The following is a 12,172-nucleotide window of genomic DNA, read 5'->3' on the forward strand; positions in this document are numbered from 1 at the left end:
GAACCGTGAGGTCTCCGCGCCCGGCCGAGCCGGCCAGGAGGCGCGGCTTCTTCCTCAGGCCCTGATGATCGCCAGCGCCTCGTCCCTGATCCTCGTCATCGTCGCCTCGTCCTTCGCCTCCGCGTTCAGGCGCAGGAGCGGCTCCGTGTTGGACGGGCGGACGTTGAACCACCAGTCGGCCGCGGCGACCGTGAGGCCGTCGAGGTCGTCGAGGGTGATGCCGTCGCGGCCCTCGTAGGCGGCCCGGATCGCGGCGAGGCGGGCGGACTGGTCGGCGACGGTGGAGTTGATCTCACCGGAGCCCGCGTAGCGGTCGTACTGGGCGACGAGGGCGGACAGCGGGCCGTCCTGGCCGCCGAGGGTCGCGAGGACGTGCAGGGCGGCCAGCATGCCCGTGTCGGCGTTCCAGAAGTCCTTGAAGTAGTAGTGGGCGGAGTGCTCGCCGCCGAAGATCGCGCCGGAGCGGGCCATCTCCGCCTTGATGAAGGAGTGGCCGACGCGGGTGCGGACCGGGGTGCCGCCGTTCTCCTTCACCACCTCCGGGACGGTGCGGGACGTGATCAGGTTGTGGATGACGGTGCCCTTGCCGCCGTGGCGTGCCAGCTCGCGCGCGGCGACCAGCGCGGTGATCGCCGACGGGGAGACCGGGTCGCCGTTCTCGTCCACGACGAAGCAGCGGTCCGCGTCGCCGTCGAAGGCGATACCCAGGTCGGCGCCCTCCGCCGGGACCCGCTTCTGCAGGTCCACGATGTTGGCCGGGTCGAGGGGGTTGGCCTCGTGGTTCGGGAAGGTGCCGTCCAGTTCGAAGTACATCGGGACGAGGGTCAGGGGCAGGCCGGCGAAGACCGTGGGGACCGTGTGGCCGCCCATGCCGTTGCCGGCGTCGACCACGACCTTCAGGGGGCGGATGGCGGTCAGGTCGACGAGGGAGCGGAGGTGCGCCGCGTAATCGTCCAACGTCTCGCGCGTGGTGAGGGTTCCCGGCTCGGCGGCGGGTTCGGGGGCACCCGACTCCAGCCACCGCTCGGCCAGTTCGCGGATCTGCGTGAGGCCGGTGTCCTGGCCGACGGGGGCGGCGCCCGCGCGGCACATCTTGATGCCGTTGTACTGGGCGGGGTTGTGGGAGGCCGTGAACATCGCGCCGGGCAGGTTCAGCGCGCCCGAGGCGTAGTACAGCTGGTCCGTGGAGCACAGGCCGATCTCGGTGACGTCCACCCCGCGGTCGGCCGCGCCGCGCGCGAAGGCGCGGGACAGGGCGGGCGACGAGGGGCGCATGTCGTGGCCGACGACGATCGCCGCCGCTCCTGTCACCTCGGCGAAAGCGGCGCCGAAGAGACCGGCCAGCGACTCGTCCCACTGGTCCGGGACCACTCCGCGTACGTCGTACGCCTTCACGATCTGCGACAGATCAGCAGCCACGGCCAACCCTCCTGAAAGTCCTATGGGTGCCCACAAACTACCCGTCAGGGGTAAGGGCGAGGTGTGCGGACACCATGTGAGCCTTCAGCTGTACCCCGGGACGGTGGGTGGTGTGTGCCGGCGTCCGGTGGTGCGCGGGTGGCGTTCGAGGGCTGTACGCCGGTGCGGCGGGGCTCAGTTGTCCGGAGAGCGCAGGACCCGCAGGTGGCCTCGGCGGGCCACCTCCATGGGGTCCGCGGCGCGCGCTCCGCCGCCGCCCGCCTCGGCCGCGCGCTGCTGGGGGCGGGCCGCCTCGCGCACGGCGTTGGCGAGGGCTTCCAGATCGTCTCCGCTGGGCCGGGCGGGAGCGGAGCCGTCGAGGAGGCGGACGACCTCCCAGCCGCGCGGGGCGGTGAGGCGCTCGGAGTGCTCGGCGCACAGGTCGTAGCAGTGGGGTTCGGCGTAGGTGGCGAGCGGGCCGAGGACCGCGGTCGAGTCGGCGTAGACGTACGTCAGCGTCGCGACGGCGGGTCGGCCGCAAGCGGTGCGCGAACAGCGACGTACAGGGCTCACGACGTTGGACGGTACCGCACTCTTGAGCGGGCCGCGACGACTCTCCACCAGGTCACTCCACCGTGTCGCCCTGTGAAACACCCCACACACCCTCCTGAACACGCCTTGCTGACCTGCGAGGACGGGTTTGCGCCAGGTCTGGTGCGAGGCTGCGTATGGTCATGAGTCGGTACAAACAACGTCAATTGCCTTGAGTTTGGCGGTCTTGGAGGGTTACGGAAACGAGCCAGACCTTGGCCGGAACGGTCAACCTGCGACACGGGGCAATCAGTGGCCGGTTGCCGTGCGCTCGGCGCCGGGTTGGCGTGTGGGGCCGGGCGGGCGGAGCGCGCGGGGACTACGCTTCACCAGTGATGGACAACCGTGTATCGCCCCGTGCCACCGGCCCCGGGCCCCGTCGCCGTGATCGTCACGGGCGGGGCATGCGGGGGCCGATCGCACCGCCGCAGGTGCCGCTGGCGGCCAGCCGTGCCGAGGTGTTCGCGGACCTGGTGCAGGACTCCGTGGAGCGTCTTGAGCGGCGGTGGCCGCAGCTGGCCGACGTCGACTTCCTGGTGCTCGAGGTGCCTCGGCTGGAGGGGCGGGGTGCGGAGGGGTGGAGCGACGAAGCGGTGCCACTGGGTGGGATCGTCCCGGCGCGTGAGGGGCGGCGGGCGCGGGTCGTGGTGTACCGGCGGCCGGTGGAGATCCGGACCAAGGGGCGGGACGAGCGGGCCGCGCTGGTGCACGAGGTGGTGGTGGAGCAGGTGGCCGAGTTGCTGGGGCTGACTCCGGAGACCGTGGATCCTCGGTACGGGGAGGAATAGGGCGGCGGTACGGGGCTGCGTGGTTGCCCCGTGCTGCGGCTGGCGGGGGTGGGCTTCACTTGTCTGCGCTTGCGGGGTGCCTCCCCCCCCCCAGGCCCTCGATGCGCTGGGGGAGAGGCACGGCGGCCCGCAGCCGCGTGGCCAGGACGCCTCTCGCTACTGCTGGAGTATCGACAAGTCCTCGTCCGCCCGCGGTACCGCGACCAGGCCGCGGTCGCTGGGGAGGGTCTGGACGGTGAAGCCGGGGACACCGGACTCGGTGGCCGAGAGGGTGCGGGAGGCGTAGACCGGGGCGCCGGAGACGGGCTCCACCGTGAGGGCGTACGTGCCCTTCACGCCCGCGGGGACGGGGGCGTCGACGTTCTGGGTGGTGCCCGACTTGATCGTGTAGGTCTTCGACACGGGACTGCCGCCCTCGCTGCCCGCCGAGGCGGTGACCTTGACCGTGGCGGTGCCGGTGGGCGCGGTCAGGGAGAGGGTCGTGGACCTGCCGCTGTTGTCGGCCGAGGTCGCGCGCGTGCCGACCGGGGCCGTGGCCGGGATGAACGCCGTCTCCTGTTTGCTTCCCCTGCCCCGGATCACGCGCAGCGCCGCCACGACCGGGACCGACTGGTCGGTGGGCGTGAGCACCAGGGAGCCCGCCTCGCCGCGGGTGACGTCGTGGAGGTCGACCGCGGTCGTCATACCGGACTTGACGTGCAGCGTCTCGTTGCCGGCCGGGGTGATCAGGCCGCCCGGCGAGGCCAGGCGGATCTTCAGGTCCGCGTCGGCGTCGCCGGGCGTGAAGGCGATCAGGCGGACGTCGGTGGCGTCCTTCGGGATGCCGGGCAGGACCAGGCTGCCGGCCGGGTCGGCGGCCGCGGCCAGCCAGTCGCCGCCCACCTTGTCGTCCAGGGCCTGCACGGCCGCACCCACCCGTCCGCTGCGCACGCTGATGTGCACGGTCAGGTCGCTCTGCCGTTCGTCGGTGAGCGTGGAGAGCAGGATCGGCTCGCTGGCGTGCGGCTGGATGGTGAAGCCGTCCGCCACCGAGGACTTGATCGCGCCGTCCTTGCCGTACAGCTCGATGTCGACGACGGCGGCGGAGTCGTCCGGGTTGGTCAGGTGCACATAATCGGTGCGGTCGGCGGCCGTGCTGGCGCCCGGGAACCAGAACTCGGTGTCGGCGGCGGAGCAGTTGACACCCTGGAGGCCGCGGCCGGTGCCCGCGGCGACCTCGGTGGTCTCCTGGACGGTCCAGCCGGGGGCGAACTTCCCGTCGGCGGTGCCGACGAGCGCGGGCGCGTCCGCACCGGAGGTGTCGCCGGTGACCGGCGTGCCGGGCTCCTTCGGGGTGAGGACCGGCTTGTCCGCCTTCTTCTGGGAGCCCTTGCCGCCCTTCTTGGTGTCACCGGCACCGTCCGCCGACTGCTCGGCGGCCGCCTGGAGTTGAGCCTTGCCGTCGCTCGCCGCGCCCTTGGTGACGGGCGTGAACGATGTGTACGACGTGTCGGCGATGTCGGAGATGCTCGGCGCGGGGCACAGCAGGCTGGTGCGCTCGACCGGCAGCTCGGCCGCCGCCTTCGCGGGGCCCGCACCGGACGCGGAGGGCGTGTCGAGCGCGGCGAACGCGGTGACGGCGGCCAGCGCGGTGGTGCCGGCGATCAGGGACAGGGTGGTGCGGTTCACTGCTGGCTCCCGTCGGGGCGCTCACTGCCGGTGCCGTGGGGGTGCTGGGCCGGGTCGTACGCCGGGTCGTAGCCCTGCTGGTAGGCCGTCGGGTCGTACGGCAGCTGGTCGGCCGTACCGCCGTAGGCGTAGGGGTCGTACTGGGCGTTCTGGTAGGGGTCCGGCTGGTAGGCCTGCTGGTCGTAGCCGCCGGCCGGGTACTGGCCGGTGCCCTGGTACTGGTCCGATCCGTACCCGGTGTATTCGGCGCCCTGGTAGGGGGCGGCGTCCCAGTCGGCGTACTGCTGCTGGTGCGGGATGGCGACCGGGGTCTCCTGCGCGAGCGGCGGCACGGCGGGCTGCTCCTGGTCGGCCGGTTCCTCGGCCTGGGCGCGCAGGCGGCGGGCGCGGCGGCCCTCGCCCGCCGCGGTGGCCTCGGCGGGCTGCGGCTGCTCCTCGGGGAGGTCGTCGTCGATGTCGCGGCGTCGGCCCGGCAGGGCGAGGACGACGAGGACGACGGCGAGCGCGCCCTGGGCCCACAGCCAGCCGGTGCGGGCGACCGGGGTCTCGTAGGTGACGTCGAGCCTGCCGCCGGCCGAGGGCAGCTGGAAGCCCTGGGCCCAGCCGTCGACCGTGGTGCGGGTCAGCGGCTTGCCGTCGAGCGTGGCCGTCCAGCCGCCGGCGGCGGCGTCGGCCAGGCGCAGGACGCGGCCGCCCGAGCCGGAGGGGACGGTGGTGTGGATCTCCACCGGTCCTGCGGCGACGGACTGGACCGTGCCGGAGCCGCCGCCCGCGGGCACGATGGTGGCGCGGGAGACCTGCTGGTCGACGCGCCACAGGGCGCTGCCGTCCTGCTGGCTGAGCCGGGACAGGCCGGGCGTGGCGTCCAGGACGCGGGTGATCGCGCGGGGCGCACCCTTGTGGACGAGCACGTAGCGCACGGCGAAGCCGCCGAGTTGGCCGGCCTGGTCGGCGCCGGAGCCCGCGACGAGGTTGGCGACGACCTTGTCGAGCTTCGCGTTCTCACCGTCGGCGGCGGCCAGTTCGGCGTCGCCCATGCGGGCGCCGGAGCCGCGGACGAGGGTGTAGCGCACGCGTGCGGTGGAGTCGCTGTCCAGGATCAGGGTGCGGGCCTGGTCGCGGGTGGTGGCGTCCTCCGCGACGAACGCGGGGACCTGTGCCGGGTCGCGGCGCTCCAGCGGGCCGTCGGCGCCGCGGATCATCCAGCCGGCGGCGACGAGCAGCGGGCCCGCGGCCGAGGCGAAGGCGATCAGGGCCGCGACGGGCTGGCGCCAGCCGAAGCTCTGCTCGGCCACGCGCGCGCGTGCTCCGTCGGCGCCGAGCGCGGCGGCGGCCAGCAGGGCGATGCCGTAGACGAGGGTGGCCGGTCCGGCCCAGGTGGACCTGTTGGACAGGACGGCGAAGACGAGGCCCACCAGGGCGGCCGCCCATGCGGTCCGGATTCCCAGCTGACGCTCGGAGCGCAGGAGTGCGGCCAGCGCGGCGAGGACGATGCCGATGAGCATCAGGCCGTGCATGGTGCCGGGGCCGCCGGGGCTGGCGCCGAGCAGGTCGACGGCGGAGGCCGTCGAGGAGCCGTAGTCCAGACCGGCCTCCTGGAAGAAGCCGAAGGGCAGCAGCGTCAGCGACCAGGGGGCGAGGACCAGTAGCGGGGTGCCCAGCTGGACGAGGAAGCGCAGGGCGTGGGCGACCAGGTCGCGGCGGCGCAGCGCCAGCACGCCGAGGCCGAGGACCAGGGCGATGGGCCACACGATCGGCGTGAAGGCGGTCGTGATGGTCAGCAGCAGGGCGTAGGCCCAGGTGGCGCGCCAACTGCCGCGTGCCCCGGAGGCGTTGCCGAGGCCGCCGGCGGCGATGCCCGCGCGCGCGATGAGCGGGAGCAGCACGGCGAGGACGGCGGTGCCGACGCGGCCGCCGGCCAGGGCGCCGGTGGCGGCGGGCAGGAAGGCGTAGGCGATCGCGGCCCAGGCGCGCAGCAGTCGGGAGGTGATCAGCGGCCGGGAGGCGAAGTAGGCGGTGAAGCCGGCCAGCGGGACCGAGCAGACCAGCAGGACGGTGACCGCGAGCCCGGTGGAGCCGAACAGGATCGAGGCGAGGGTCGCGACGACGGCGAGGTAGGGAGGGGCGGACGGGGTGCCGCCCGCGCCCACCGGATGCCAGGCGTCCGCGAAGCGCGACCAGAGTTCGCCGGCGCCGGCCGGGGCGGGCAGCAGCGCGCCGCCGGCCAGGGCGCCGCCGCTGAGCAGGGCGCGGCAGGCGGTGAGCGCGACCAGGAGCAGGGCCAGGAAGAGTACGGGGCCGGGCTTGCGGGCGATCCGCTTGAGCCGGGCGAACTGCTCGACCTCCAGGAACTCGGCGTCGTCGCCGCCGGGCCCGGACTCCACGGCGCCGCCGTGCCGGCCGGCCGAGGAGGTGTCGGGGTCGGAGCCGCCGGAGAAGTTGCCCGCGATCTGTTCCACGGTGGCGCGGACGGTCGCGCCGGGCGGCGGGAAGAGCTGGCGCAGTTCGCCCTTGTCGATCTGCGAGGGGCCGCGGCGGCGCCGTCCGGCGAGGATCCGCTCGGGCCGCAGCAGGGTGCCCAGCAGGCCGCGGATCTCGTCGACGGCCTGGCCGGGGACCTTGCCGACGAGGTAGGCGACGGTCCTCAGGAGGGTGCCGAGGACGAGCCGCAGCAGCACCCAGGGCAGCACGGCGGCACGGGTGTTGACGAGGAGGGTGTAGACGGCGCCGGCCTTGTCGACCTTGTGCGGGGAGGCGGCGGTGCGGCCCACGCAGTCGACGGTGCGGCGCTCGCGGGAGGCGGCCTCGGCGTGCCGCACGACGGCCTCGGGGGCGATGAGGACGCGGTGGCCGGCCGCGTGGGCGCGCCAGCACAGGTCGGCGTCGTCGCGCATCAGGGGCAGCCGGCGGTCGAATCCGCCGAGCTGCTCGAAGACGTCGCGGCGGACGAGCATGCCGGCGGTGGAGACGGACAGCACGGTGCGGACGTGATCGTGCTGGCCCTGGTCCTGTTCACGGCGGTCCAGGCCGGTCCAGCGGCGGCCGGAGTTGGCGATGGAGACGCCGACCTCCAGCAGCTGCCGGCGGTCGTACCAGCCGCGCAGCTTGGGACCGACGACCGCCACGTCGTCGCGGCCCAGTTCGATCTCGTTCTCGACGACCCGCAGCAGCTGGGCGAGGGCGTCCGGCTCGGGGGCGCAGTCGTCGTGCAGCAGCCACAGCCACTGGACGGGCTCACCGTGCGGCAGCTCGGGCATGTCGTAGGCGTCGTCGCGCCATGAGCGCGTGACCGGGTCCCAGCCGCTGGGTCGCTTCAGGTACGGCAGTTCGTCCGGGGTCAGGACGGGCGCGGTGCGGCTCGCCTCCTCGACGGCCTGGCCGAAGCCGGTGCGCCGGGCGAGGTGCAGCACGCGGTCGTCGCCGAGGGCCTCGGTGACCAGCTGGGCGGAGGCGTCCGCGCTGCCGGTGTCGGCCGCCACCGCGTACTGGACGGGGCGCTCCTGGCCGAGCAGCCCGGCGAGCGCGTCGGGCAGCCAGCGGGCGCCGTCGTGGGAGACGAGGACCGCGGTCACCACATGACGCGGGAACTCAGGAGTGGCAGCTCCGTCTTGGGCTGCCGTATGGCTGTGCACGGACATCGAGGTACGGGCCCCGGTTCGATGGACTGCGGTGGACGCCTGTGCCCCGAGGGGACAGCGGGGCGTCTCGGACGAGCGCCCACACTATCGGCTGGACATGCGAACGGCCCGTCGCCTGTGGATAACCCACCGGCGCCGGGCCGTTCGCATGGTCCGTGTGCGGAATATCGCGCCGTTCGGTAAGACGGCGGCGAGGAAGTGGTCAAAAGCCGGTCAGATGGCGGCCTTCTTCAGCCTGCGGCGCTCGCGTTCGGACAGACCGCCCCAGATGCCGAAACGCTCGTCGTTGGCGAGGGCGTACTCGAGGCACTCGGAGCGGACCTCACAGGCGAGGCAGACCTTCTTGGCCTCTCTGGTGGAGCCGCCCTTCTCGGGGAAGAAGGACTCGGGGTCGGTCTGGGCGCACAGCGCGCGCTCCTGCCAGCCGAGTTCCTCGTCCGCGTCGTCGACCAGCAGTTGCTGCACCAGCTCGGTCATGTGCGCCCCTCGTCTGTCTTTCGCGTCCCCGTGCGTAGCCGTTACCGATTTCGGCTGAACGACACGAGTGAAATTACAAGTGTGCTGCTCCGGGCGAGTCAAGCCGAGATCTGCTATTGGGCCCGTTATTCACTCTGCGGAACCAAGGCCGTGCGGAAAGTGTTCAAATCGCCATAAACCTTGACGCGCAGATGAGACCCGGAGGGGCGGCGCACCCCGTACGGATCTCTGTACGGAGAAGGACGCCCCCGCGTTCGATCGCGTTCCGCGGGGCTTGGGCGCTCGGTTGTGCGCCATGTGTCCTGTGATCTAGATGCACAAACCTTTCACCTGACAGATGAACCGGATGAGGTGAAACATGTCCCACATTCCGGGCGCCGAGTTGACAGTGCCGGTGTGAACCGCTGTCCTAGGGGGCATGCTCGCGAACTTGGCACTCACCTCGACCCGCACCGCCGGGTCCCTCGGTGCTGCCCAGGTCCGCTGTAGCTGTTGTTGCTGTTCCAGCTGTTGAGCCGACTCGCTCCGGCTGTCGTCGGGTCTCATGACCCGGCCGCACCCTCCTTCGCAGAACCCTCAGTTCAGGGCACCCCACTCTTCCGCCGAGGAACCACAGCATCCCTATGAACAGCGACAACGACCTCCAGATCGCCGGCGACATCCTCGAAGTCCCGCATCTGCTCCAGCCGCCGCGCGAGCACCCGGCCACCGTCGCCGAATTCGTGGGCCTCGCCCGCGCCGTCGCCGCCGACCGCTCCCAGTGGGCGCACCTCGTCCGCTACGACGCCACCACCCGCTGGTACCACCGGCTGCGCACCGGCCCCGGCTACGAGGTGTGGCTGCTGTCCTGGGTGCCCGGACAGGGCAGCGGACCGCACGACCACGGCCGCTCCTCCGGTGTCCTCACCGTCCTGGAGGGCACGCTGACCGAGCGCACCGAGCGCGGCACGCGCGCGCTCACGTTCGGCACCCAGCGGGTGTTCGCGCCGGGGTACGTGCACGAGGTGGTCAACGACACGCTGGAACCGGCCGTGAGCCTGCACGTCTACTACCCGGGCCTGACCGAGATGCCGATGCACGCCTCCCCGCACTGCGAGGCGCGTTCCGAGCCGCGCGCGGTGACCGCCTGAGCGGCACCTGGCCATCCGATCGGCGGTCGACCGTCTGATCGGCACCTGACCGCCTGACGGTCGCTCGACCGCCTGACACGTTGTCGTACCCGCCTGCCAGACTTGGGGCCATGCGCATTGTGGTTCTGGCAGGCGGCATCGGCGGTGCCCGCTTCCTGCGCGGTCTGAAGCAGGCCGCACCGGACGCGGACGTCACGGTCATCGGCAACACCGGCGACGACATCCACCTCTTCGGGCTGAAGGTCTGCCCGGACCTCGACACGGTGATGTACACGCTGGGCGGCGGCATCAACGAGGAGCAGGGCTGGGGGCGGTCCGAGGAGACTTTCCACCTCAAGCAGGAACTGGCGGCCTACGGCGTCGGCCCGGAGTGGTTCGGGCTGGGCGACCGGGACTTCGCCACACACATCGTGCGGACGCAGATGCTGGGTGCCGGCTATCCGCTGAGCGCGGTCACCGAGGCGCTGTGCGACCGCTGGAAGCCGGGGGTGAAGCTGATCCCGATGACCGACGACCGCGTGGAGACGCACGTGGCCGTCGAGATCGAGGGCGAGCGCAGGGCGATCCACTTCCAGGAGTACTGGGTGCGGCTGCGCGCCTCCGTCCCGGCCGAGGCGGTCGTGCCGGTCGGCGCCGAGCGGGCCAAGCCCGCGCCGGGGGTCCTGGAGGCCATCGCCGAAGCGGACGTGATCCTCTTCCCGCCGTCCAACCCGGTCGTGTCCATCGGCACGATCCTCGCCGTGCCGGGCGTCCGGGAGGCCATCGCGGACGCGGGCGTGCCGGTGGTGGGCCTGTCCCCCATCGTCGGCGACGCGCCGGTGCGCGGGATGGCCGACAAGGTGCTCGCCGCGGTCGGCGTGGAGTCCACGGCCGCGGCGGTCGCCGGGCACTACGGCTCGGGGCTGCTGGACGGCTGGCTGGTCGACACCGTGGACGCGGGTGTGGTCGAGCGGATCGAGGCGGACGGGATCCGCTGCCGGGCCGTGCCGCTGATGATGACCGACGTGGACGCGACCGCGCAGATGGCGCGGGAGGCGCTGGCGCTGGCCGAGGAGGTGCGGGGGGCGTGAGCGAGGAGCGTCCGAAGGACCCGGAGTACAGGGTCTGGGCCCTGTCGGGCATCCCCGAGGTGCGGCCGGGCGACGACCTGGCCAAGCTGATCGTCGCGACCGAGCCCGGCCTGGCCGACGGGGACGTGGTGATCGTCACGTCCAAGATCGTCTCCAAGGCCGAGGGCCGGATCGTGCGGGCGGCCGACCGGGAGGCCTCGATCGACGCCGAGACCGTGCGGGTGGTGGCCCGGCGCGGCACGCTGCGCATCGTGGAGAACCGGCGCGGCCTGGTCATGGCCGCCGCCGGCGTCGACGCCTCCAACACCCCCGCCGGGACCGTCCTGTTGCTGCCCGAGGACCCGGACGCGTCCGCGCGCGCGATCCGCGAGGGGCTGCGCCAAGCCCTCGGCGTCAACGTGGGTGTCGTCGTGACCGACACGTTCGGGCGGCCCTGGCGCTCGGGGATCACGGACGTGGCGATCGGCGCCGCCGGCGTACACGTGCTGGACGATCTGCGCGGGGGCACCGACGCGTACGGCAATCCGCTCGTCGCCACCGTCGTCGCCACGGCGGACGAACTGGCCGCCGCCGGTGACCTGGTCAAGGGCAAGGCGGCGGGGCGGCCGGTCGCCGTGGTGCGCGGGCTGCCCCATGTGGTGGCGCGGGAGGACGGCGAGGGGGCACTCGCGCTGGTGCGCTCCGCGCGGGACGACATGTTCCGGCTCGGCACCTCCGAGGCGGTCCGGGAGGCGGTGACCCAGCGGCGTACCGTACGGGCCTTCACCGACCAGCCCGTCGATCCCGGTGCGGTGCGGCGCGCGGTGGCCGCCGCGCTGACCGCGCCGGCGCCGCACCACACCACGCCGTGGCGGTTCGTACTGCTGGAGTCCGAGGAGTCGCGGGTACGGCTGCTCGACGCGATGCGGGACGCCTGGATCGCGGATCTGCGGCGGGACGGCAGGACCGAGGAGTCCGTCGCCCGGCGGATCCGCCGCGGGGATGTCCTGCGCGACGCGCCCTCTCTGGCCGTGCCCTGCCTCGTCATGGACGGCTCGCACACCTACGGGGACGCGCGGCGGGACGGCGCCGAGCGGGAGATGTTCGTGGTCGCGGCGGGCGCGGGCGTGCAGAACTTCCTGGTCGCGCTGGCCGGGGAGCGGCTGGGCTCGGCCTGGGTGTCGTCGACGATGTTCTGCCGGGACGTGGTGCGTGAGGTGCTCGGACTGCCCGACGACTGGGACCCGATGGGCGCGGTGGCCATCGGGCATCCCGCGCAGGAGCCGAGACCGCGGCCGGAGCGGGACGCCGAGGCGTTCATCGAGGTGCGGTGAGTGGCCGTACGACGAATCTCCCGTACGACCGCGGGGTCTCCCCTAGGCTCATAGGACGACCCCGCGTCTCATAGGACACCCCTCCAGGACAGCACCCGC

General features: G+C 72.9%; 9 protein-coding genes. 4 read left to right on the forward strand and 5 right to left on the reverse strand.

Annotated features, from left to right (window positions below; genetic code table 11):
* Positions 1-54: 54 nt before the first annotated feature.
* Together AVL59_RS42880 and AVL59_RS42885 are read right to left on the reverse strand one after the other, a co-directional pair.
* Positions 55-1,419 carry a phosphomannomutase/phosphoglucomutase gene (locus AVL59_RS42880; RefSeq protein WP_067315180.1) on the reverse strand — a complete coding sequence of 455 codons (1,365 nt, stop codon included), beginning with the start codon at positions 1,417-1,419 and terminating at the stop codon, positions 55-57.
* A gap of 174 nt (positions 1,420-1,593) precedes the next feature.
* Complete coding sequence (locus AVL59_RS42885; protein WP_063804030.1) at positions 1,594-2,019, reverse strand: DUF3499 domain-containing protein; 426 nt, start codon at positions 2,017-2,019, stop codon at positions 1,594-1,596.
* A 305-nt stretch (positions 2,020-2,324) separates the two neighbouring features.
* Here AVL59_RS42885 and AVL59_RS42890 point away from each other — a divergent pair, with 305 nt between their 5' ends.
* Positions 2,325-2,777, forward strand: a complete 453-nt coding sequence (locus tag AVL59_RS42890; protein WP_099053221.1) for a metallopeptidase family protein — start codon at positions 2,325-2,327, stop codon at positions 2,775-2,777.
* Positions 2,778-2,933: 156 nt separating this feature from the next.
* Here AVL59_RS42890 and AVL59_RS42895 read toward each other — a convergent pair whose 3' ends face one another.
* The 3 genes from AVL59_RS42895 to AVL59_RS42905 form a co-directional block, all read right to left on the reverse strand.
* Positions 2,934-4,445 carry a DUF5719 family protein gene (locus tag AVL59_RS42895; protein WP_067315184.1) on the reverse strand — a complete coding sequence of 504 codons (1,512 nt, stop codon included), beginning with the start codon at positions 4,443-4,445 and terminating at the stop codon, positions 2,934-2,936.
* A complete protein-coding gene (locus tag AVL59_RS42900; RefSeq protein ID WP_099053222.1) occupies positions 4,442-8,083 on the reverse strand; it encodes a glycosyltransferase family 2 protein in 3,642 nt (1,213 codons plus the stop codon). The genes AVL59_RS42895 and AVL59_RS42900 overlap by 4 nt, the downstream gene beginning before the upstream one ends.
* A 213-nt stretch (positions 8,084-8,296) precedes the next feature.
* Entirely contained in the window at positions 8,297-8,560 is a 264-nt protein-coding gene (locus AVL59_RS42905; RefSeq protein WP_010986447.1) for a WhiB family transcriptional regulator, read from the reverse strand.
* 623 nt (positions 8,561-9,183) lie between these two features.
* Here AVL59_RS42905 and AVL59_RS42915 point away from each other — a divergent pair.
* The 3 genes from AVL59_RS42915 to AVL59_RS42925 all read left to right on the forward strand — a co-directional run bounded on the left by AVL59_RS42915 (position 9,184) and on the right by AVL59_RS42925 (position 12,073).
* Complete coding sequence (locus AVL59_RS42915; RefSeq protein WP_067315189.1) at positions 9,184-9,690, forward strand: cysteine dioxygenase; 507 nt, start codon at positions 9,184-9,186, stop codon at positions 9,688-9,690.
* A gap of 110 nt (positions 9,691-9,800) precedes the next feature.
* A complete protein-coding gene (gene cofD, locus AVL59_RS42920) occupies positions 9,801-10,760 on the forward strand; it encodes a 2-phospho-L-lactate transferase (protein ID WP_067315191.1) in 960 nt (319 codons plus the stop codon).
* Positions 10,757-12,073 (forward strand): coenzyme F420-0:L-glutamate ligase, encoded by a 1,317-nt coding sequence (locus tag AVL59_RS42925; protein ID WP_067315193.1) that lies wholly within the window; start codon positions 10,757-10,759, stop codon positions 12,071-12,073. The genes cofD and AVL59_RS42925 overlap by 4 nt, the downstream gene beginning before the upstream one ends.
* Positions 12,074-12,172 lie beyond the last annotated feature (99 nt).

The organism is Streptomyces griseochromogenes, from assembly GCF_001542625.1.
GTDB classification, from domain to species: domain Bacteria; phylum Actinomycetota; class Actinomycetes; order Streptomycetales; family Streptomycetaceae; genus Streptomyces; species Streptomyces griseochromogenes.